Source organism: Pannonibacter anstelovis (genome assembly GCF_036881715.1).
Taxonomy (GTDB): Bacteria; Pseudomonadota; Alphaproteobacteria; order Rhizobiales; family Stappiaceae; genus Pannonibacter; species Pannonibacter anstelovis.
In genome coordinates, this window is sequence record NZ_JBAKBF010000002.1 from 203,596 (window position 1) to 225,604 (window position 22,009).

The following is a 22,009-nucleotide window of genomic DNA, read 5'->3' on the forward strand; positions in this document are numbered from 1 at the left end:
CGACAACCCTTTAACTGTTCGAGCCATGCTCGCCACTCCACTTCAACTGCCGGTGACATTTCTCCGGTTTCTGGCCGCCGTATTGCTGCTGCTGACTGCGACCCTGTTCGCAGGCCGCGCCCTTGCGCTTGAGCCGATCCCGGTGCCGCTGGATGTTGAGGCGCTGGAACTCACCGGCGCAATCGATCTGTACCGCGATGCCGGACCGCGCCTGCAGGTCTCCACCGCCCCCGGCGCTGATGGCATTGTCCGGCGTATCGAGGTGGCCTCCCGCGACGGGCAGAACACCAACTGGGCGGTTTTCTCGCTGACTAATACCTCCGATGAGCAGGTCGACCGGCTCATCGTCGCGCCCTTCTATCAGCTGGCCGGGTCACGCATGATCTGGCCGGATCTGGGCACGTCCCGCGTGGCTTCGATCACGCCCAGCCAGGGCATTGCCCCGGAACGGCAGAAAAGCCTCGAGGCAGACGTCTTCCTGATCACGCTCGATCCGGGCGCTATCGTCACCTATGTGGCCGAACTGCGCACGCCCGAGCTGCCGCAGATCCGCCTGTGGGAGCCCGATGCCTACAAGGAAACGGTCAACGCCTACACGCTTTACCGCGGCATCATTCTCGGCATTTCCGGTCTGCTGGCGCTGTTCCTGACCATTCTGTTTGTGGTCAAGGGAACGGTGATGTTCCCGGCAACGGCCTCGCTGGCCTGGGCGGTTCTGGCCTATCTGTGCATTGATTTCGGCTTCTGGAGCCGGGTGTTCAACCTCACGCAGGGCGAGGACCAGCTCTACCGGGCAAGCGCTGAAGTGATGCTGGCGGCCAGCCTGATCATCTTTCTCTACGCCTATCTCAACCTGAACCGCTGGCACATCCGCTACAGTCACCTCGCACTGGGCACGCTCACCCTGCTGCTCGGGCTTCTGGGTGTCGCAGTGTGGGATCCTTCGATCGCGGCCGGCATCGCGCGCCTGTCGCTCGGCTTCATCGGCTTTGCCGGCTTTGCCACGGTTCTGGTGCTGGCGCTTCAGGGCTATGACCGGGCGATCATGCTGATCCCGACCTGGTTCCTGCTGATCGTCTGGCTCATTGGCTCGGCGATGACCGTTCTGGGCGTGCTCAACAACGACATCGCCCAGCCGGCGCTGGGCGGCGGACTGGTCCTGATCGTTCTGCTGATCGGTTTCACGGTGATGCAGCACGCCTTTGCGGGCGGTGCCATCGTTCAGGGCCTGATTTCGGATGTGGAGCGGCGCGCTCTGGCCCTGACCGGGGCAGGGGACATCATCTGGGATTGGGATATCGACCGTGACCGCATCTACACCGGCCACGAAGTCGAGGACCTTCTCAATCTGCGCCATGGCACGCTGGATGGCCCGGCGCGCGACTGGCTGGACGTGCTGCACCCGCAGGACCGGGACCGTTTCCGCGCTACGCTGGATGCTGTGGTCGATCAGCGCCGCGGCAAGGTGCAGCAGGATTTCCGCCTGCGTTCAGAGGATGGCCATTTCCGCTGGTTCCGCCTTCGTGCCCGCCCCATTCTCGGCTCGGATGCGGAAGTCATCCGCTGCGTTGGCACGCTGCTCGACATCACCGAGCAGAAGACTGCCGAAGAGCGCCTGCTTCATGATGCGGTGCATGACAACCTGACAGGCCTTGCCAACCGGGAGCTGTTCATGGACCGGCTGGAGGCAGCTCTGGCGCGCTGCAAGGCTGACAGCGGCATCGCCAAGCCGACGGTGCTTCTGCTCAATCTGGACCGGTTCAAGCAGGTGAATGACGGCATCGGCCTGTCGGCGGGGGACTCGATCCTGCTGACCATCGCCCGGCGTCTTGACCGCATGCTGCAGCCGCAGGACTCCCTCGCCCGGCTCAACGGCGACCAGTATGGCATGATCCTGCTGTCAGAGCAGGAGGCCGGACGCATCGCCCAGGTGGCCGACGCCTTCCGCAAGGCCGTCCGTGCGCCCGTAACTTATGGAGACCGGGAGGTCTTCCTCACCTGTTCGATCGGTTTTGCCTTGTTCGAAGGCGGGCGCCAGACGGCGGAAGAGCTGGTGACGGATGCGGAAATCGCGCTGAACCACGCCAAGCGCCTCGGCGGTGACCGTCAGGAAGTCTTCCGCCCGATCCTGCGCCCGCTGGGCCGCAATGTGATTGATCTGGAAGGCGACCTGCGCAAGGCGATCAAGGAAGGCGAACTTGCCGTCCATTTCCAGCCCATCGTGCGCCTTTCGGATCAGTCCGTCGCCGGGTTCGAGGTTCTGTCCCGCTGGAAACACGCCAAGCGCGGGCCGATTGCTCCGAGCGAATTCATCCCGATTGCCGAGCAGTCCGGCCTGATCAACGAGCTGGGCGTCTATGTGCTCGACAAGGGGGCGCGGCAGCTTGCCGAGTGGCAGGACAAGATCCGCACGCCAGTGCCGTTGTTCCTCTCGGTCAACATCTCCTCCCGCCAGCTGCTGCGCCATGATCTGATCAACGAAGTGAAGGCCATCCTGTCGCGCTCGCGCATTGTTCCGGGAACGCTGAAGCTGGAGCTGACCGAATCCATGGTCATGTCCAACCCGGAATATGCCGCCAAGGTGCTGGAGCGCCTGCGCGGTCTGGGGGCTGGGCTGTCGCTGGATGATTTTGGCACCGGCTATTCCTCGCTGGCCTATCTGCAGCGCTTTCCCTTCGACACGATCAAGATCGACCAGTCCTTTGTGCGGCACAACGGCCAGTCGGCCCGCCCGGTCATCCTGCGCTCCATCATCGCCCTCGGCCATGATCTGGGCATGTCCATCGTGGCGGAAGGGGCGGAAAGCGAGTCTGATGCTCTCGAGCTGTTCCAGCTCGGCTGTGAATATGCGCAGGGCTATTTCTTTGGCGAAGCCATGACCGCAGAAGAAGCCACCGCTTACCTGCGTGAGCATCACGAGGCTTGAGCGGGGCCGCTGTTGGCCTGCAGTCTATGTTGAGCCGGCCGGTTGGTGCTGGGACGCGCTTAGAGTAACCGCTCACCCCACCAGCAGGGCTAAGGGACGTTTTCCGTCGGTCAGTGCCAGCGGAGTGACGCCGAAAGGGTCGCCATCGATCTGGGCGGGCACGGCGCGGCGGCTGGTCAGGGTCAGGCTGCTCACTGGCACCAGTGTGACGCCCTTCGTCTTGTGCAGGCGGCCCGTCAACAGAGCGAGGCCGAAGCGCAGAGCGGCCAGCGGCGTGTCCTTTTCCAGCGCCAGCAGATGCAGGCCGGGCCGTGTCACGCCGCCATCCGGGCAGATGACAAAGGGGCCGCCATAGTGACGGGCCTTGGTGACGACGGCCAGGCGGCAGGTTAACGTCCGGCCGGCATGATCGCCATTCTCAGGCTCATCGCCGATCCGCACGCAGAGGTCTTCCCCGTGGCGCGAGAAGGCGATGTCGAGAGCGGTCAGCACATAGGCCAGCTTGCCGAGACGGCGCTTCAGCGCCAGCGGCACCGCGTGCACCACTTCTGCATCAAACCCGGCAGAGGCCATCAGGACGAAGGGCCGCCCATTGGCGAGGCCGTAATGCAGCGGCACACTGCGCCGTTGCAGCATCATGCGGGCGATGCATTCGGCGCTGCGCGGAAGCTTCAACTCGGCTGCCAGAACATTGGCCGTGCCGCAGGGAATAACCGCCAGTTCAGGGGCTGCCGGTGCAGGGTTCTGCTGAAAGCCGCGGATAGCCTCATTGACGGATCCATCGCCGCCAGCCACTGCCAGAATGCCGGTCTGCAAGGCTGGATCTGCGCAGATCTCGCCGATTTCGCCAGCCCGGCGTGTCAGGCGGATGGTCACCGTGCAGCCTTTGGCTTCCAGCCTTGCGGCAATGTCCTGCAAAAGGCGAGGGCGGTAGCCGCCGGAGGCGGGATTGGCGAGGATCAGAACGCTGCGCGCAAGGGCAGCAGCGTTGTCCTGCGAACCGGAGCCGCCTTCCTGAGAATGTGCGGCGGCCCGAGCCTCTTCCGGCCCGGAGCTGATATCTCCCGCCATAAAATCTGCCTTGCGCAGGGGCTTCATCCGTTGCTGTCTCCAGCTGCCTTGCGGCCTTTCTGATAGGGCTTCATGCCAAGGCGGGCCAGTTCGTCGGCCCGTTCATTTTCCGGGTGCCCGGCGTGGCCTTTCACCCAGTGCCAGGAAATCTGATGCTGGCGCTGTGCGGCGTCGAGAGCCTGCCACAGGTCGGCATTCTTCACCGGCTTCTTGTCTGCCGTGCGCCAGTCGTTGCGCTTCCAGTTGAACATCCACTTGGTGATGCCGTCGCGCACATAGACGCTGTCTGTGTAAAGATCGACGGCACAGGGGCGCTTGAGGGCGCTCAAGGCCTCGATAGCGGCCGTCAGTTCCATGCGGTTGTTCGTGGTGTCCGCCTCGCCGCCGTTGAGTTCCTTCTCGTGCGGGCCGAAACGCAGGATCGCCCCCCACCCGCCCGGCCCCGGGTTTCCCGAGCAGGCACCGTCCGTGTAGATGACGACCTTTGCGTCCTCGCTCATGCGTCCAGCCCGTAATCGTGGGCGGAGACGGCGCCCCTGTGGAAGCGCAGCTTGCGCAGGTATTCCGTCGGGTCCTTTGGCGTCACGAGCGCACCTGGGGGCACGTTGAGCCAGTCGTAAAGCCGCGTCAGCAGGAAGCGGATGGATGCGCCACGCGCCAGCAGGGGCAGGGCGGCGAATTCTTCTGGCGTGAAGGGGCGGATCTTGCGGTAGCCATTCAGGAAGGCGCGGGCTTTGGTGACATTGAAGGCGCCATCGGCCTCGAAGCACCAGGCGTTGATGCAGATGACCGCGTCATAGGCGAAGCTGTCGGTGCAGGCGAAATAGAAGTCGATCAGGCCGGACAGTTCGCTGCCAAGGAAGAACACGTTGTCAGGGAAGAGATCCGCATGGATCACACCGCCCGGCAGATCCTTAGGCCAGTTGGCTTCCAGATAGTCGAGTTCACCGGAAAGTTCTTCGGCAAGGCCGGGCACCACCGTATCGGCCCGCTCCGCCGAGCGGTTGAAGAGGGGGCGCCAGCCGCTGACATCCAGCGCATTGTGCCGCTTCATCGGAAAATCGGCGCCGGCCAGATGCAGCCGGGCAAGCGCCTCGCCAAGGGCGGCGCAATGCTCGAGCCGCGGGCGGCGCACCCACATGCCTTCCAGGAAGGTCACCATGGCAGCGGGGCGGCCCGAAAGAGTGCCCAGCATGGTGCCGTCTCCGGCCACCAGCGGCTGCGGGCAATTGATGCCCTTCTTCGCCAGATGCTGCATCAGGTTGAGAAAAAAGGGCAGATCGTCCGGGTTCACCCGCTTTTCATAAAGGGTGAGGATGAAATTGGCCTGATCGGTGCGAACCAGAAAGTTGGAGTTCTCCACGCCCTCGGCGATGCCCTTGTAGGACAGGAGACGGCCAACGCCGTATCGGGCGACAAAGGCGGCAAGGTCTTCGTCGGCAACTTCGGTATAAACGGCCATTGGGGGCTACTCGGCTGCGCTGGGAACGTCTGCCATGGTGCGAAGCTCGCGCGGCAGGTTGAAGGCGATGGTTTCTTCCGCCGTGCGCACCTCGTTCACCGTCACGGTGAAGCGCTCGGCAAAGGCGGCAATGATTTCCTCGACCAGAGTTTCCGGCGCAGAGGCGCCTGCCGTCAGGCCAAGGCTGGAAATGCCCTCGAAATCGGCCCAGTCGATGTCCGAAGCCCGCTGAACCAGAACGGCCTTGCGGCATCCGGCCCGTTCGGCCACTTCACGCAGGCGCTGGGAATTGGAAGAGTTGGGCGCTCCGACCACGATCATCGCATCCACCTGCGGCGCCACCACCTTCACCGCATCCTGACGGTTGGTCGTGGCATAGCAGATGTCTTCCTTGTGCGGGGCGACGATATCGGGGAAGCGCTCCTTCAGCACTTCGACAATGCCCTTGGTGTCGTCCACCGAAAGCGTCGTCTGGGTGATGAAGGCAAGCTGACGGCCAGTGCGCGGCTGATAGTTGCGCGCATCCTCTTCCGTCTCGATCAGGAACACCGTGCCTTCCGGCAGCTGTCCCATGGTGCCGATCACCTCCGGGTGCCCGGCGTGGCCGATCAGCAGGATTTCGCGGTCGCGCCGGTCATGGATCTCGGCTTCCTTGTGCACCTTGGAAACGAGAGGGCAGGTCGCGTCGAGGAAGAACATGTTCCGTCCGCGCGCATCTTCCGGCACGGATTTCGGCACGCCGTGGGCGGAGAAAATCACCGGGCGGTCGCGCTGGTCTGCCGGGATTTCGTCAAGCTCCTCGACGAAAACGGCGCCCTTGGCCTTCAGCCCGTCAACCACAAACCGGTTATGCACGATCTCGTGGCGCACATAGACCGGACGGCCGAACTTCTCCAGGGCGAGTTCGACGATCTGGATGGCACGGTCCACCCCTGCGCAAAAGCCGCGCGGTGCACACAATTTCACGTCCAGCGCCGGAAGAGCGCCATGATTGCCGGTCATGTCAGGTCCTTGAGCGTGGCTCATGGGGGCAATAGAGTGATCACCCCATGGCCTGTCAAGGGGAAGCATGCGCATTGCTGCGGGGCAAGCCCTGTATTCTGCGCCGTGCATCCTTCCAGGCAGGCTGCGTCTCGCCAAAACGGATGTGGCCTGTTATAGACCGGCGAACAGGTTTCGAGTGAAGTGGAACTTCTGAATGCTGCAAGTCGAACGCATTTCCGCCCGTTCTGCCGCAGGCCGCGTGGCCACCTTTGCCGCGCTGGCGGGGCTTCTCTCCGGCTGCATGTCGTTCGGCGGTGGTGATTCCGCTGATGCGGGCGGCGCGCCGGCAGGCCCCAGCCTGACGCAGAAGATCGTGACCGGCGGCAAGGGGCCTATCGAGGTTGACCCGCAGGCCTTCGAAAAGCAGCCCTACTGCCCGCCGATCGAGCTGCAGTCAGACACGTTCCTCATCACCAAATACGAGCGCGGCAAGGAGAATGATGCCCGGGCGCTGCTCTATCAGGCCAATCTGGAGGACTGGGCGCGTGAATGCCGCCGTGAGGGCGATCAGACCCGGGTCAAGGTTGGTCTTGCAGGCCGCGTGACGCCGGGGCCTGCCTGGCCGGGTGGCGAGATCCTCCTTCCGGTGCGCGTGGCCATCATTCCGCAGGGAGTGGAGGGCGCGGCCCCTGTGGTTTCGCAGCTTTTGTCCGTGCCGGTGACGGTTGGCGCAGCAGCTCCGGCGGAAACATGGTCACTGGTCGAAGACTCATTCCTGGTGCCGCGTGACGCTTCGCTCAAAATCGTCTTCGGTTTTGACGAGGGAGCGCCTCAGAAAAAGAAGAAGCGCTGAAGTGGCGGCCCTGCTCTGACCTTTGCCGTGATCCGGGACGGGAATACTTATCCGTCTTGGAGTGGCGCATATTGACAAGGGCAGGACGGAAATAGACAATCATGATGCTCATCCGGGTCGTGACGGGTGGGCGGAGCGGCAGTGCCTGCATTCGTGAAGGCAGACACTGGCGGTTCAAAAAGGCGACAGCGGGAGAGGCTGGAGAAGTGCCTTGCAGCAATGCGGGAGCTGACACAGCGCCGAAGGAGCAACCACCCCGGAAACTCTCAGGCAAAAGGACCGCTTCGCTTTGACGCTCTGGAAAGCAGGCCTCGCATGCTGATGCGTGAGGCCTCACCGAAGGAGTAACCTTCCGGCGGCATGCGTGCGCCGGGCGGGAAATCTCTCAGGTACTCGGACAGAGGGGGTGCGGATGGGCCGTGACAGGTCTGTCCTTGCGCCACTGACGACGAGGACCTTTGATGGCCACGACTGATTCTGCGGCCGCCCCTGAGGCGGACCTGAAGCGTACCCCCCTTCATGACCTGCATGTGGCGCTTGGCGCCCGCATGGTGCCTTTTGCGGGCTACGAGATGCCCGTGCAATATCCCTCCGGCATTCTCACCGAGCACCTGCACACCCGCGCTGCCGCCGGTCTTTTCGACGTCTCGCACATGGGACAGGCCTGGCTCATCGGCCCGGATCACGCTACCACGGCCCGCGCGCTGGAAGCTCTTGTGCCCTCCAACATGGTGGAACTGGGCCGCGGCAAGCAGCGCTACACGGTTCTGCTCAACGCCGAAGGCGGCATCGTCGATGACCTGATGGTCACCCGCCCGGTGGCTGAGGAAGATGATGGCCGCCTGTTCCTGGTGGTCAATGCCTCGCGCAAGGATGTGGACTATCCGTTGATCGCCGCAGCCCTGCCCGAAGGTGTCCGACTTGAAATCGTCGAGGACCGTGCTCTGATCGCGGTGCAGGGGCCGCAGGCTGTTGCCGCTGTCGCCCAGCACGCGCCGGAAGCCGGGGACCTTGCCTTCATGAGCGCGGCATGGATGGACTTCGGCGGCATCCGCTGCCACGTCTCGCGCTCCGGTTACACCGGCGAGGACGGGGTGGAAATGTCTGTCCCGGCAGATGCTGCCGAAGCCATCGTCAAGTCGCTGCTGGCCGACGAGCGGGTGAAGCCGATTGGGCTTGGCGCGCGGGACAGCCTTCGCCTTGAGGCCGGGCTCTGCCTCTATGGCCATGACCTTGACGAGACCACGTCCCCGGTCGAAGGCGATATCACTTTCATCCTGCAGAAGCGCCGCCGCGAGGAAGGCGGTTTCCCCGGTGCGGCCCGTATCCAGGGCGAACTGGCGGATGGCCCTTCCTGCAAGCGTGTGGGCCTGAAGCTTGAGGGCCGTGCGCCCGCACGCGAGGGGGCCGAAATCCGCGTTCCTGGCGGCAGCGAGGCCATCGGCACCGTCACATCTGGCGGCTTTGCTCCGACGCTCGGCCAGCCTATTGCGATGGGCTATGTCGCTACGGCCCATTCCGCCCCCGGCACGAAGCTTGCGCTCATTGTGCGCGGCAAGGAGCTGGAGGCCACCGTCACCACGATGCCTTTCGTGGAGCACCGCTACGTGCGCGCCGCCAAGGCGTGAGCCGATCAGAAACAGAATACCATCCAGTCTGGAGACCAGAGAATGACGACCTATTACTCCAAGGATCATGAGTGGGTTGCCGTTGACGGCGGCGTGGCCACCGTCGGCATCACCACCTATGCACAGAGCCAGCTTGGCGATGTGGTCTATGTGGAACTGCCGGAAGTTGGCCGCACCGTCTCACAGGGCGATGATGCCGCCGTGGTGGAATCGGTGAAGGCCGCCAGCGAGGTTTATGCCCCGGTCAGCGGTGAGGTTGTCGAGGTCAACACCAAGCTTTCCGACAATCCGGCCAATGTGAATGAAGACCCTGAAGGTTCGGCCTGGTTCATGAAGCTGCGCATCTCCAACGAGGGCGAGCTTTCGGAACTGATGGATGAAGCGGCCTACAAGGCCTACGTGGGATCGCTTTAAGCCATGCCCGGCCACCTCTACACCGCCGAAGTGATCTGGCGCCGCGAGGGCGAGTTCCGCAACGGACGCTACTCCCGCGGCCACACCTGGCGCTTTGACGGCGGTGTGGAGGTGCCAGCCTCTGCCTCGCCCACCGTCGTGCCGCTGCCCCATTCGGTGCCCGAAGCTGTGGACCCGGAAGAGGCCTTTGCTGCGGCCATCTCCTCCTGTCACATGATGACCTTCCTTGATCTGGCCCGCCGCGACGGGCTGCTGATCGAGGCTTACGGGGACAGGGCAGAGGCGGAAATGAGCCGCATTGCGCCGGGGCGCATGGGCATCATCCGTGTCACCCTGCGCCCCGTGATGGCGATCATCGCGGACAGCCAGCCAGATCCGGCCCGGCTCGCCGAACTGCACGAGAAGGCGCATGAGATGTGCTTCATCGCCAACTCGGTGAAATGTGAAATCGTCGTGGCGCCCGGCCCGGTGCGCCTCGTTGCTCCGCAACCGCATGAAGGGACGTAAACCCGATGCGTTATCTGCCGCTTTCCGACACTGACCGCGCCGACATGCTGGCGCGCGTCGGCGTGTCTTCGATTGATGACCTGTTTGCCGATATTCCGGAAGCCGCCCGCCTCAAGGGCCTCGTAGACCTGCCCAGGCGCAAGTCCGAGATCGAGGTGGAGCGCCACCTGAACCGCATGGCCGGCAAGAATGTCGCTGCCGGTTCCGTGCCCTTCTTCGTGGGGGCAGGCGCCTACCGCCATCACGTTCCGGCGACGGTGGATCACCTGATCCAGCGCTCCGAATTCCTCACCTCCTACACGCCCTATCAGCCGGAAATCACGCAAGGCACCCTGCAGTATCTGTTCGAGTTCCAGACGCAGGTGGCGCGCCTCACCGGCATGGAAGTGGCCAACGCCTCCATGTATGACGGCTCCACCGGCACCGGCGAAGCTGTGCTGATGGCCCACCGCGTCACCCGCCGCAACAAGGCGGTGCTCTCCGGCGGGCTGCATCCGCAGTACCGCGCCGTGGTTGAGGGCCTGTCGAACCTCTCCGGCGACAAGGTGGAAGCGCTTCCCGCCGATCCGATGGGCACCGAGGACATTCTGGCGGCCATCGACGGCGAGACGTCCTGCGTGGTCGTGCAGTCGCCGTCCTTCTATGGCCAGATCATCGACCTGCGGCCGATTGCCGAGAAGGCCCATGCCCATGGTGCACTGCTGATCGCCGTCTTCACCGAAGTGGTGTCGCTCGGGCTTATCGAGCCGGCCGGTACGCAGGGCGCGGATATCGTCGTCGGCGAAGGCCAGTCCATCGGCAATGGCCTCAATTTCGGCGGCCCTTACGTTGGCCTCTTCGCCACCAAGCAGAAGTACATGCGCCAGATGCCGGGACGGCTTTGCGGCGAGACCGTGGATGCGGAAGGCAAGCGCGGCTTCGTGCTGACGCTCTCCACCCGCGAGCAGCACATCCGCCGCGAGAAGGCGACGTCCAACATCTGCACCAACTCCGGCCTCTGCGCGCTGGCCTTCACCATCCACATGACGCTGCTGGGCGAAGCAGGGCTGACGCGCCTTGCCCGGATCAACCACGCCAATGCGGTGAAGCTGAAGAAGCTGCTGGCCGCCGTGCCGGGCGTTGAAGTGCTGAACAAGGCCTATTTCAACGAGTTCACCATCGCCCTGCCGAAGGTGGCGGATCAGGTTGTCGAGGCGCTTGCCGAACGGGGCATCCTTGCCGGTGTGCCGGTGTCGCGGCTGGAGCCGCGCAACAAGGACCTTGCGAACCTTCTCGTTGTCGCTTCGACCGAAATCAACACCGATGAAGACCGCGCTGCCTTCGCAGCCGCGCTCAAGGAGGTGCTGGCATGAGCATGAACACTCAGGGACGCCCGACCGCTGCGGGCGATGCGGGCGCGGCATTCCGGCCCAAGACCTTCACCGGAAACCGTGCGCTCGACATGGAAGAGCCGCTGCTGTTTGAGATCGGCCGCCTGGATGTGACGGGCGTTGATCTGGACGAGCCGGAGGCTTTCGAGGCGGAGCTGGGCATCCACGCCCGCACGGCGAAGATCGGCCTGCCGGGCCTCTCCGAACCGGAGACGATGCGCCATTACGTGCGCTTGTCGCGCAACAATTACGCGATTGATGCCGGGCTCTATCCGCTCGGTTCCTGCACCATGAAGCACAACCCGCGCCTCAACGAAAAGATGGCGCGTGTACCGGGCTTTGGCGACATTCATCCGCTGCAGCCGCTGTCCACCGTCAAGGGTGCGGTGGAGCTCATCTCCGAGCTTGGTGACTGGCTGATGGAATTGACCGGCACCACCGCCGTGGCCATGAGCCCGAAGGCTGGTGCCCACGGCGAGCAGTGCGGCATGATGGCGATCAAGGCCGCGCATATCGCTGCCGGCCGTGATCCGAAGATCGTGCTGGTGCCGGAAAGCGCCCATGGCACCAACCCGGCCACCGCTGCGCTCCTCGGATTCAAGGTCGTCACCATTGACGCCAAGGAAGACGGCACGGTGGATCTGGCCTCGGTGAAGAAGGCGATTGCCGAGAATGACGGCAACATCGCGGCCATCATGCTGACCAACCCGAACACCTGCGGGCTGTTCGAGCGCGACATCATGGAGATTGCCGCCGCCATCCACGCCGCCAATGCCTATTTCTACTGCGACGGCGCCAACTTCAACGCCATCGTCGGCAAGGCGCGTCCGGGGGATCTGGGCATCGATGCGATGCACATCAACCTGCACAAGACCTTCTCCACCCCGCATGGCGGCGGCGGCCCGGGCTCCGGTCCGGTGGTGCTGTCTCAGCGCCTCGCTCCCTTCGCGCCGCTGCCTTTTGTCCGCAAGTCGGACAGCGGGCTGGAACTGGTGGAAACGGAAGCCGGCCTCAAGGATGGCGAGAAGCCGTTTGGCCGCATGACGGCCTTCCACGGCCAGATGGGCATGTTCGTGCGCGCGCTGACCTACATGCTGAGCCACGGCTCGGACGGTTTGCGTCAGGCCTCCGAGGATGCGGTGCTGAACGCGAACTATGTCCGCGTTGGCCTGCAGGACCTGATGAGCCTGCCCTTCGGCGAGCGCCCCTGCATGCACGAGGTGCTCTTCGACGACAGCTTCCTGAAGGACACCGGCGTCACCACGCTCGACTTCGCCAAGGCGATGATCGACGAGGGCTATCACCCGATGACCATGTACTTCCCGCTGGTGGTGCATGGCGCGATGCTGATCGAGCCGACCGAGTCCGAAAGCCGTGCTGCCCTCGACCTGTTCGTTGCCACGCTGCGTGACCTCGTCATGTCGGCTAAGCGCGGCGAGACGGAGCGCTTCACCGGGGCGCCTTACCTCGCCCCGCGCCGCCGCCTCGACGAGACCCGTGCCGCCCGTAGCCCGGTTCTGACCTATCAGGATCCGGCCCCTGCCATGGTTACCCCGGCGGCTGCCGAATAAGCCCCGGCAAGGCCCAAAACACAAAGCCCCGCAGCGTCAGCGCTGCGGGGCTTTTTCGTCTAGGCGGGCCGATAAGGATCGAAGCAAGGGCTCTGTCCGTATCTCACTTTCCAGGCAGGTCACGCCCGAGGCGCCAGATGCCGTAGCCGGTGGCGATGAGGGTCAGGCCGCTGACTACCGTTCGTATCTGGTTGAAGGTCTGCCAGCGGGGGGAGTAAGCCTGCCAGATCGCGCGGGCCTCCTCGATGCTGTCCGGCACGCTGACGAGGGCCAGGGCCTCGTTCATCGGCACGTTGAAGCGCATCGTTAGAACCAGGCCTCCCAGAAAGTACAGAAGCCCCCCTGCCAGGAATGCAACACCTGCGCTGCGCGCCTTCAGCCGCAGGGCCAGCAGCCCGGTCAGGGCCAGCACGACCGGCGTGGCAAAGAACGCCGGCGCGAAGACGGAATTGCGGACGGAGCCGTTCATAGCTTGCATCGCGGCGATCGCGACACGCGGATCTGCCGCATCCAGCCCCCACATGGTCGAACAGACCCAGGCATAGAAGAAACCGAATATCGCTCCGGAAAGGATGAGTGACAGGCCGGCGGCGGCCAGACAGATGCGTTTCATGCGGTTCAACTCCCTCGCATGGCTGCCCCAGCCAAATCCGTCTGCCCGATGTCATTCTAGCAGCAGCATGCGCATCATTTTGTCGAAACTTGTCGCAGCGGGTAACAGGTTGTCGCAGAATAAGATGACAATTTTATTGTCATACTGACATTTTTCATGTCAATATGCCGCATGACTAATGCTGATCCCGATGACGCAGCCACGCGGCTTTATGACCTCGTCCGGCTGATCCGCCCGGCCCACCGCCGTCTGGCGCGCTCTGTTGCAGCCCATCTTGATGGCACAGGTATCGGGCTCGGTGCACGCGCTGTGCTGGAGCTGTTGCACGGCAATGATCCGGCCGGCCTGAGTGTGCCCGACGTTGCACGGCGGCTGTTTCTTGCCCGCCAGCAGATCCAGCTCGCGATGGATGGGCTCGAGCGGGATGGCCTTGTCGTTCGCCGGTCCAATCCGGCACACCGGCGCTCGCCCTTGTTCGGCTTGACGCAGCGAGGACAGGACGTCTTCACCGCCATTCATGCGCGGGAGCTTGAGGTGCTTGGCGGCATTGCCGGTGGCCTTGCTTCGGCAGACGTGGCCGCAGCGCGGACTGTCATGCAGGCGTTGGTCGATGGCTTTGGTGCTTATGAAGATGACCCGGATGCACCCGCCGGGCTTGCCTGAACGGGACCGGGAACAGATCGAGGAAGACAGGGAGCTGGTATCTTGGAAACTGCAATCTATGGCCTGATGGCTGGAGGGGCTGTCCTCGTTCTCGCTCTTTCGGTCTACGCCTTTCGGGAACTCGCGGCCATCAGCCGCCCGACGGCAGGTCCAGCAATCGACAGTGAGGAGCGGCCAAACCGGGCGCTGCTGCTGATTGACTTGCAAGGCGATTTTTCCCGCCGCACGGGTAAGGGCGCCTATGGGGAGACTGTGCGCGCCGCAGCCGTGGCCCGGGCAAATACGCTTGCGGCTGAAGCCCGGCGCCTGGGAGAGCCGGTGATTGTGGTGCGTCATGTCTGGCATGGCTGGCCCGCGCGACTTGCTGCCCGCCTCGCGCTCGGCGGCGCAGGCAATCCCGGCCGCAAGGGGCTGGCGCTTGATCCCGATCTGCATCCAGGCGAGGCGATCGACATCGTCAAGCACGTCGGCGACAGCTTTTCCGTTCCGGACCTGTCCGCGCATCTCGAGCGCCTGAAGGTCGGATCGCTGCGGCTTGCCGGCCTTGATGCGTGCCACTGCGTGCAGCTGACAGCGCGGGGCGCAGCCGCGCGGGGCTACAAGGTCGAGATCGTCGACGATGCCGTTCTCGCTTCTGTGCCGGCTGACTGGCAGGTGTTGAAGCCAAAGCTCATCGCGGAGGGCATCCGGATTACCCCTGCACCGGTGGCTTGACAGGCAGCATGGTTCCGGGGCATCTAATTCGCCATGATCAAGACCGCCGCCACCTTCGTGTATTTTTATTACGTCACCTCCATACCGGCGGCTGCGTAGGATCTTGCTCATTTGATCAAACCCGAAAAAGCCGCCGCGTCAGGCGGCTTTTTGGTTTTCAAAGGCTCTCCTGACAGGGGCAAACTCCCGAAGGAAGCCGCAAGTGACCCAGCATATGATCGAGGCCGGAAAACCGGCCAGCCCGCTCAAGTCCGAAGCTCTGCAGGTGCTGTTCGAGCGCGGGCTCGTCAACCAGACCACGGAACTGGAGGCGCTGGATACGCGCCTCGCGGAAGGGCCCGTTACGGTCTATGCCGGTTTTGATGCCACGGCTGCGAGCCTGCATGTTGGCCACCTGATGCCGCTGATGACCATGCGCTGGCTGCAGAAGCTCGGCCACCGGCCCATCATCGTGCTGGGCGGCGGCACCAGCCAGGTGGGTGATCCCAGCTTCCGCAATGAGGCCCGGCCGCTTCTGGAAAAGCAGCAGATTGCCGCCAACATCGCCGGCATCCGCCGCTCTGTGGAGACGCTGATCGACTTCTCCGGCGCGGAAGGGGCTCTACTGGTGGACAATGCCGACTGGCTGACGGAAGTGAAGTTCCTCGAATTCCTGCGCGATTACGGCAGCCATTTCACCGTCAACCGCATGATGACCTTCGACAGCGTCAAGTCCCGGCTTGAGGCGCAGATGCCGCTGACTGTGCTGGAATTCTGCTACATGATGCTGCAGGCGGTGGATTTTCTGGAACTCTCCCGCCGCCATGGCTGCAGCCTTCAGGTCGGCGGCTCGGACCAGTGGGGCAATATCATCAACGGTGTTGAACTTGGCCGCCGCGACGGGCGCAAGCTGCACGGGCTGACCGTGCCGCTGGTGACCACGGCGAGCGGCGCCAAGATGGGCAAGACGGCAGCGGGCGCCGTGTGGCTGCATCCGGAGCATCTGTCGCCCTTCGGCTTCTGGCAGTTCTGGCGCAACACGGCAGATGCGGACGTGCCGCGCTTCCTGCGGCTTTTCACCGAGCTGCCCCTGAGCGAGGTGGAGCGCCTGTCCGATCTGCAAGGCGCCGAACTCAATGAGGTGAAGAAGCTGCTGGCGACCCATGTCACCGGCATCGTCCACGGTGCCGATGCCGCCCGCCACGCGCTAGAGCAGGGCGATGCGCTGTTCTCCGGCGACGACATGAACGCCGAGCCGACGCATACCCTGCCGCTTACCATGCTGGCGCAGGATCTGGGCTTGCTTGAGTTGCTTGTTGCCACGGGCTTTGCCGCCTCCAACAGCGACGCCCGGCGTCTGGTCGAAGGCGGCGGCGTCCGCCTCAACGGCAATGTCGCCGACGATCCGCGCCGCCGCATTTCCAGCGGCGATCTGGGCGCCAACGACCGCCTGACCCTCGCCGCCGGCAAACGCCGCAAGGCGCTGGTGGCGTTCGGGTAAACACAGAAACGGCGGCGGGGTGTGGCCCGCCGCCGCTTCGGTTCAAATGATCCGCTTGCCGTCCGCGTCCAGCACCATTTCGCCGTCTTCCTTGGTGAAGGCGCCCTTGTGGGTGTCCGGAAGGATCTCCAGCACCACTTCCGAGGGGCGGCAGAGGCGGGTGCCGAGCGGGGTGATGACGAAGGGCCGGTTGATGAGGATGGGCTCGCGCATCATTGCGTCGAGCAGCGCCTCGTCATCAAGGTCCGGGTTGCCAAGGCCCATCTCCTCGAAAGGGGTTCCTTTCTCGCGCAGGGCACCGCGCACGGTGAGGCCAGCGGCGGCGATCATCGCGGCCAGTTCCTCGCGGGCGGGCGGGGTCTTCAGATATTCGATGACTGTCGGCTCGATCCCGGCATTGCGGATCATCTCCAGCGTGTTGCGCGAGGTGCCGCAGGCGGGGTTGTGATAGATCGTGGCATCCATGGTTCAGGTCTGTCCTTCAGTGGCAGTGCGGGCTGACACGGCGCGGGAGGCTTCGTACCAGCCCTTGCTGCGGTTGACGACGGCAACAAGCGCAAGCATCACCGGCACCTCGATGAGCACGCCGACAACGGTGGCGAGTGCTGCGCCGGAGTTGAAGCCGAAGAGGCTGATGGCGGTGGCGACGGCCAGCTCGAAGAAATTCGAGGCGCCGATCAGGGCCGATGGGCCTGCGATGCAGTGCGCCTCGCCCGTTATCCGGTTGAGGATGTAGGCAAAGCCGAAGATGAACACGGTCTGCAGCAGGATCGGCACGGCCAGCAGGGCGATCACCAGCGGCTGGGCGAGGATCTGGCTGCCCTGAAAGGCGAAGAGCAGCACGACGGTCAGCAGCAGGGCGCCGATGGACAGCGGCTGGATCTGCTCCTGAAAGCGCGCCAGTGCCCGGCCATCGCCAGACCCAAGCGCCTTGCGCAGCATCTGCGCGGCAATGACCGGCACGACGATGAACAGGGCAACGGAGATCAGCAGCGTGTCCCAGGGCACAATGATGGAGGACACGCCCAGCAGTAGCGCCACGATGGGGGCGAAGGCCAGCACCATCACCGCATCATTGAGGGCAACCTGCGTCAGGGTGAAAGGCGCATCGCCCCGGGTCAGGTTCGACCAGACGAAGACCATGGCCGTGCAGGGGGCGGCCCCCAGCAGGATCAGTCCGGCGATATAGCTGTCGATCTGGTCCTGGGGCAAAAGCGGTGCAAACAGCCAGCCGATGAAGATCCATCCGAGCACAGCCATGGAAAAGGGCTTCACCGCCCAGTTGGAAAACAGCGTGATGCCCATGCCGCGCCAGTGCTGGCCGACCTGCCGGATAGCGGCAAAGTCGATCTTCATCAGCATGGGTATGATCATCAGCCAGATCAGCACGGCAACGGGCAGGTTGACCTTGGCGATCTCCAGCGTGCCGATCACCTCGAACATCTGCGGCAGCAGATGGCCTAGGGCGATGCCGGCGATGATCGCCAGCCCCACCCACAGCGTCAGGTAGCGTTCAAACAGGGACATGGATCACTTCACCTTCTCAGCAAGGGTGGTGGCACCTTCAAGAGCGCCGATGTCAGTAAGCTTCTTCTTCAAGGCCATCGCGTCGATGGAGGCCAGCGGAAGATTCAGGAATGCGCTGATGCGGTTCTTGAGATAGCGGGCTGCCTGGCTGAAAGCCTGCTCTTTCTCAAACTCTGCACCTTCAAAGGCTGCAGGGTCCTCAATGCCCCAATGGGCTGTCATCGGCTGGCCTGGCCAGACGGGGCAAGCTTCGCCGGCGGCGTTGTCACAAACCGTGAAGACGAAATCGAACTGCGGTGCGCCGGGCACGGCGAATTCGTCCCAGCTCTTGGAACGGTAACCTTCGACCGGATAGCCAAGCGCATCCAGCGTCTTGAGCGCGAGCGGATGAACCGCCCCCTTCGGCTGACTGCCCGCTGAAAAGGCGCGGAACCGGCCGCCGCCAAGCGCGTTCAAGATGCCTTCGGCAAGGATGGACCGGGCAGAATTGCCGGTGCAGAGGAACAGCACATTGTAGGTCTTCTCGGTCATGGCAAGCTCCTTATGGCATCCGGTTGCTGGCTGGTGGGGCACAGGCCGGAGAACAGGTATCCGTGTAGCTTCCGGTCAGCTCGGCAATCAGCGGCTCGCACAGGCTGGCCTTGCCGCCGCAGCAATCTTTCAGGAGGTAGAGCATCATCTGCCTCAGCTGCTCGGGATTCGCGTGATAGACGATAGAGCGTCCCTGCCGCAGTCCTGTGACAAGTCCTGCTTGCGAAAGAACGGTCAGGTGCGCGGAAAGCGTGTTCTGCGGCACGCCGAGGCGCTGGGCGAGGTCACCGGCGGCAATGCCATCAGGTTCTGCCTGCACGAGTGCGCGGAAGGCCTGAAGGCGGGTCGCCTGAGCAAGGGCTGCAAGGGCAGCGATGGTCTCTAGTTCATCCATATATCCAGAATTATGGATACATAAGGATCAAGTCAATCCCCCTGCGCCGGACTGGCGCACAAAAAAACACCCCCGGCCTCGGGGAGCCGGGGGTGTTCCGGGAATTCGCGGGGACGCGAATGTCCAGCCCTTCGCCTATGGATCAGGCGAAGAGGCGGGATCTGAGTTCCTTGCGCAGGTCATCCACCGGGTTGAAGCTGCCCCGGTCCTTCAGGTGCCAGAATGTCCAGCCGTTGCAGCTTTCCGCGCCCTGAACGAGCGCACCCACCTTGTGGATGGAGCCGGAATGCTGGCCGCTGACCAGCGAACCGTCAGCGCGTACAATGGCCAGATGCTTGCCTTTGGGGCAGATGAGCTCCGTGCCCGGTTCCAGCAGGCCGGCCTCCAGCAGCGAGCCGAAGGGGATGCGCGGCTCTGCGCGCTTGCCCTTCTGCATGTCAAGGGAAACGCCCTCGGCCGGCACGATGGCATTGATGCGGGCAGTGGCTGCATCAATGTAGCTCTGCTCGCGCTCGATGCCGATGTAGTTGCGGCCAAGGCGCTTGGCGACGGCGCCGGTGGTGCCGGTGCCGAAGAAGGGATCAAGCACCACATCGCCCGGACGGGACGAGGCCGTCAGCACCCGGTAGAGCAGGGACTCCGGCTTCTGGGTCGGATGAACCTTCTGCCCGTCCTCATCCTTCAGCCGTTCCGCACCCGTGCACAGCGGCAGGTGCCAGTCGGAGCGCATCTGAAGGTCCTCGTTGAAGGTCTTCAGCGCATCGTAATTGAACACCGGCTTCGAGTTCTTGGACTTCGACGCCCAGATGATCGTCTCATGGGCGTTGGTGAAGCGCTTGCCACGGAAATTCGGCATCGGGTTGGACTTGATCCAGACGATGTCGTTCTGGATCCAGAAGCCCAGGTCCTGCAGGATCGCGCCGACGCGGAAGATATTGTGGTAGGAGCCGATGACATAGAGCGAGGCATCATCCTTCATCACGCGGTGCACGGCGAGGAGCCATGCGCGGGTGAAGGCATCATAGGCCTCGAAGCTCTCGAACTGGTCCCAGTGATCATCGCAGGCATCCACCTTCGACTGATCGGGACGGTGAAGATCGCCGCCGAGCTGAAGATTGTAGGGCGGATCGGCAAATACCAGATCCACCGACTTCGAGGGCAGCTTGCTGAGGGCGGCAACGCAGTCGCCCTTCAGGATCGTGTTCAGCCAGGCCGGAGTGGCGGCATTGTCTTGGGTTTCAAGGGGTGTCACAGAGGACACCCCAGTACGCAGAACTTTCATTGCGACGCAGCACCTCACGCAATTTCGAGGCTCATGGTTACCGGATCTGGTAAATCGCGAGTTAAGGCTCTGTCGAATTTTTCTTTTTGATTTCAATGCTTTCTTTAGGTTTGCGAAACCTGTGCGGCAGGTTAACTTTTGGCCGCGGGAAAACTGGCGGAAATACTGGGCTTTCCCGGCCGGGTCTGCGGGGAAGGGCCTATTTGCATTAACCATGATCCCGGGCAGTGAAGGCGGTCAGAATGCGGTAGCCGTGCCCGGATGTGCCGGTTGCGATTCACCATGCTGGTTCTGTCATCGCAGTGCCATTGAGTTTGGTCAAAAATGCAAAATCATTCGTTGGGTGAAAAATATTTCAAAATTTGACTTCCGAGGCTTGACGAGAACGGGTCTCTGTTAGAGCCTGTCCGGTTAAGAACAATAAGGAGAATGCATTTGAAAGACCGGCCCTACCGAAATCCCCTCACGGATCCCCGCCCCCTCGTGCTGGCGCCCGCTGCCCCGCTCGAGCCCTTCACCGATGCGGCCGCTGCCGTCGCCCGGCTGATGGAACTGTTCGAGCGCAACACGGCTTTCATCCGGGACGCCTTTCGCGATCTCGTCGCTGGAACAGCACCCGAGGGCCGGGTCAGGGCCTATTATCCGCAGATCCGCCTGATGACCGAGAGCCACTCGCGCCTCGACAGCCGCATGCCGTTCGGCTTTGTCTCCGGCCCCGGCATCCATGCCACCACAATCACCCGGCCGGACCTGTTTCAGCAGTATCTGACGGAGCAGGTCTCGCTATTGATCCGCAATCATGGCGTGCCGGTGCATGTGGGGGACAGCACGACGCCGATCCCCCTGCATTTCGCTTTCTATGACGGCACTCACGTCGAAGGTGCTGGAGCCATGCCCGGTGACCGGCCATTGGCGGACATGTTCGATCTGCCGGACCTGACGCTGATGGATGACGCCATCGCCAACGGCACCTATGAGCCGGTGGACGGCATCATGCCGCTGGCGCCGTTTACCGGTCCGCGCATCGACTATTCGCTGCACCGCCTGCAGCACTACACGGCTACGGCCGCGGAGCATTTCCAGAACTACGTGCTTTTCACGAACTACCAGTTCTACATCGACGAATTCTGCCGCATGGCGGAAGCAGCGATTGCCGATCCGGAGAGCGGCTACACCGCTTTCGTCGAGCCTGGAAACCTGCTGACGCTGGCGGGCCAGAAAACCCCTTCGTCAGGCACGTCGCTGGCCAAGCTGCCGCAGATGCCGGCCTATCACCTGAAGCGGGCAGACAATTCCGGCATCACCATGGTCAACATCGGCGTGGGGCCCTCCAATGCCAAGACCATCACCGACCACATCGCCGTGCTGCGTCCGCATGCCTGGCTGATGCTGGGCCACTGTGCGGGCCTGCGCAACAGCCAGACGCTGGGGGATTATGTGCTTGCCCACGGCTATGTGCGCGATGATCATGTGCTGGATCAGGACCTGCCGCTGTGGGTGCCGATCCCGCCTCTTGCCGAGGTGCAGGTGGCGCTGGAAAGCGCTGTTGCCGAGATCACCGGTTTCTCCGGCTACGAGTTGAAGAAGGTGATGCGCACCGGCACGGTGGCCTCCATCGATAACCGGAACTGGGAACTGTGGGACCAGCGCGGCCTGGTGCAGCGCTTCTCCCAGTCCCGCGCCATTGCGCTGGATATGGAATCGGCCACCATCGCCGCCAACGGCTTCCGCTTCCGTGTGCCTTACGGCACGCTGCTTTGCGTATCCGACAAGCCGCTGCACGGCGAACTGAAGCTGCCGGGCATGGCGACGGATTTCTACAAGCGGCAGGTGGCACAGCATCTGGAAATCGGCATGCGGGCCATGGAACTGCTGCGGTCGATGCCGCCGGAACGCCTGCATTCGCGCAAGCTGCGCAGCTTTGCGGAGACGGCCTTCCAGTAAGGTCCGGATCTGACGGCAGGCACCGCCCGCCTGCCGTCTTTGCCTTGTAAAAAAGGGCATTTACTCTTGCCACTG

21 protein-coding genes and 2 riboswitches are annotated in these 22,009 nt (G+C 63.4%); of the genes, 11 read left to right on the forward strand and 10 right to left on the reverse strand.

What is annotated here, in order from left to right; all coding sequences use genetic code 11:
• The first annotated feature begins 52 nt into the window (after positions 1–52).
• Complete coding sequence (locus V6L75_RS03755; RefSeq protein WP_425498680.1) at positions 53–2,926, forward strand: EAL domain-containing protein; 2,874 nt, start codon at positions 53–55, stop codon at positions 2,924–2,926.
• A gap of 72 nt (positions 2,927–2,998) precedes the next feature.
• Here the strand turns inward: V6L75_RS03755 and V6L75_RS03760 are convergent, their stop codons facing one another.
• From V6L75_RS03760 to ispH, 4 genes are read right to left on the reverse strand one after another with little or no spacing between them, the layout of a single operon-like run.
• Positions 2,999–4,024 (reverse strand): diacylglycerol/lipid kinase family protein, encoded by a 1,026-nt coding sequence (locus V6L75_RS03760; protein ID WP_334250179.1) that lies wholly within the window; start codon positions 4,022–4,024, stop codon positions 2,999–3,001.
• Complete coding sequence (rnhA, locus tag V6L75_RS03765; RefSeq protein ID WP_186393076.1) at positions 4,021–4,497, reverse strand: ribonuclease HI; 477 nt, start codon at positions 4,495–4,497, stop codon at positions 4,021–4,023. The genes V6L75_RS03760 and rnhA overlap by 4 nt, the downstream gene beginning before the upstream one ends.
• On the reverse strand, positions 4,494–5,459 hold the full coding sequence (locus V6L75_RS03770; protein ID WP_334250180.1) for a homoserine kinase: 966 nt from the start codon (positions 5,457–5,459) through the stop codon (positions 4,494–4,496). Before V6L75_RS03770 ends, rnhA begins: the two co-directional genes overlap by 4 nt.
• A 6-nt stretch (positions 5,460–5,465) precedes the next feature.
• Entirely contained in the window at positions 5,466–6,461 is a 996-nt protein-coding gene (gene ispH, locus V6L75_RS03775; RefSeq protein ID WP_334250181.1) for a 4-hydroxy-3-methylbut-2-enyl diphosphate reductase, read from the reverse strand.
• Positions 6,462–6,657: 196 nt separating this feature from the next.
• On the opposite strand from ispH, the gene V6L75_RS03780 reads away from it, so the two are divergent.
• From V6L75_RS03780 to gcvPB, 6 genes are all read left to right on the forward strand, one after another.
• A complete protein-coding gene (locus tag V6L75_RS03780) occupies positions 6,658–7,296 on the forward strand; it encodes a hypothetical protein (protein WP_334250182.1) in 639 nt (212 codons plus the stop codon).
• 179 nt (positions 7,297–7,475) lie between these two features.
• A riboswitch (glycine riboswitch) is annotated at positions 7,476–7,588 on the forward strand.
• 3 nt (positions 7,589–7,591) lie between these two features.
• Positions 7,592–7,699, forward strand: a riboswitch (glycine riboswitch).
• Positions 7,700–7,757: 58 nt separating this feature from the next.
• Positions 7,758–8,924, forward strand: a complete 1,167-nt coding sequence (gene gcvT / locus V6L75_RS03785; RefSeq protein ID WP_334250183.1) for a glycine cleavage system aminomethyltransferase GcvT — start codon at positions 7,758–7,760, stop codon at positions 8,922–8,924.
• A 42-nt stretch (positions 8,925–8,966) separates the two neighbouring features.
• Entirely contained in the window at positions 8,967–9,338 is a 372-nt protein-coding gene (gene gcvH, locus V6L75_RS03790; protein WP_334250184.1) for a glycine cleavage system protein GcvH, read from the forward strand.
• A 3-nt stretch (positions 9,339–9,341) separates the two neighbouring features.
• Positions 9,342–9,845 carry an OsmC family protein gene (locus V6L75_RS03795; RefSeq protein WP_334250185.1) on the forward strand — a complete coding sequence of 168 codons (504 nt, stop codon included), beginning with the start codon at positions 9,342–9,344 and terminating at the stop codon, positions 9,843–9,845.
• 5 nt (positions 9,846–9,850) lie between these two features.
• Positions 9,851–11,197 (forward strand): aminomethyl-transferring glycine dehydrogenase subunit GcvPA, encoded by a 1,347-nt coding sequence (gene gcvPA, locus V6L75_RS03800; protein WP_334250186.1) that lies wholly within the window; start codon positions 9,851–9,853, stop codon positions 11,195–11,197.
• Positions 11,194–12,786: an aminomethyl-transferring glycine dehydrogenase subunit GcvPB gene (gcvPB, locus tag V6L75_RS03805; protein WP_334250187.1), complete on the forward strand. Its 1,593-nt coding sequence runs from the start codon at positions 11,194–11,196 to the stop codon at positions 12,784–12,786. Before gcvPA ends, gcvPB begins: the two co-directional genes overlap by 4 nt.
• A 103-nt stretch (positions 12,787–12,889) precedes the next feature.
• On the opposite strand, the gene V6L75_RS03810 is transcribed toward gcvPB, so the two are convergent.
• Positions 12,890–13,399 (reverse strand): anthrone oxygenase family protein, encoded by a 510-nt coding sequence (locus V6L75_RS03810; RefSeq protein WP_334250188.1) that lies wholly within the window; start codon positions 13,397–13,399, stop codon positions 12,890–12,892.
• A gap of 171 nt (positions 13,400–13,570) precedes the next feature.
• On the opposite strand from V6L75_RS03810, the gene V6L75_RS03815 reads away from it, so the two are divergent.
• The 3 genes from V6L75_RS03815 to tyrS all read left to right on the forward strand — a co-directional run bounded on the left by V6L75_RS03815 (position 13,571) and on the right by tyrS (position 16,256).
• Positions 13,571–14,062, forward strand: a complete 492-nt coding sequence (locus V6L75_RS03815) for a MarR family winged helix-turn-helix transcriptional regulator (protein WP_334250189.1) — start codon at positions 13,571–13,573, stop codon at positions 14,060–14,062.
• Positions 14,063–14,104: 42 nt separating this feature from the next.
• The gene (locus tag V6L75_RS03820) at positions 14,105–14,776 is read left to right on the forward strand and encodes a cysteine hydrolase family protein (RefSeq protein WP_334250190.1); all 672 of its coding nucleotides are present in this window, start codon (positions 14,105–14,107) and stop codon (positions 14,774–14,776) included.
• Between the two features lie 214 nt (positions 14,777–14,990).
• On the forward strand, positions 14,991–16,256 hold the full coding sequence (gene tyrS, locus V6L75_RS03825; protein WP_425498681.1) for a tyrosine--tRNA ligase: 1,266 nt from the start codon (positions 14,991–14,993) through the stop codon (positions 16,254–16,256).
• A gap of 42 nt (positions 16,257–16,298) precedes the next feature.
• Here tyrS and arsC read toward each other — a convergent pair whose 3' ends face one another.
• From arsC to V6L75_RS03850, 5 genes are all read right to left on the reverse strand, one after another.
• Complete coding sequence (gene arsC / locus V6L75_RS03830; protein WP_334250192.1) at positions 16,299–16,721, reverse strand: arsenate reductase (glutaredoxin); 423 nt, start codon at positions 16,719–16,721, stop codon at positions 16,299–16,301.
• A 3-nt stretch (positions 16,722–16,724) separates the two neighbouring features.
• On the reverse strand, positions 16,725–17,783 hold the full coding sequence (gene arsB / locus V6L75_RS03835) for an ACR3 family arsenite efflux transporter (RefSeq protein WP_334250193.1): 1,059 nt from the start codon (positions 17,781–17,783) through the stop codon (positions 16,725–16,727).
• A 3-nt stretch (positions 17,784–17,786) separates the two neighbouring features.
• Positions 17,787–18,314: an arsenate reductase ArsC gene (locus tag V6L75_RS03840; protein ID WP_334250194.1), complete on the reverse strand. Its 528-nt coding sequence runs from the start codon at positions 18,312–18,314 to the stop codon at positions 17,787–17,789.
• A 10-nt stretch (positions 18,315–18,324) separates the two neighbouring features.
• Positions 18,325–18,708: an ArsR/SmtB family transcription factor gene (locus tag V6L75_RS03845; protein WP_334250195.1), complete on the reverse strand. Its 384-nt coding sequence runs from the start codon at positions 18,706–18,708 to the stop codon at positions 18,325–18,327.
• 142 nt (positions 18,709–18,850) lie between these two features.
• Entirely contained in the window at positions 18,851–19,990 is a 1,140-nt protein-coding gene (locus V6L75_RS03850; RefSeq protein WP_334250196.1) for a site-specific DNA-methyltransferase, read from the reverse strand.
• Positions 19,991–20,419: 429 nt separating this feature from the next.
• Here V6L75_RS03850 and V6L75_RS03855 point away from each other — a divergent pair, with 429 nt between their 5' ends.
• Complete coding sequence (locus V6L75_RS03855) at positions 20,420–21,934, forward strand: AMP nucleosidase (protein ID WP_425498667.1); 1,515 nt, start codon at positions 20,420–20,422, stop codon at positions 21,932–21,934.
• The last annotated feature ends 75 nt before the right edge of the window (positions 21,935–22,009 follow it).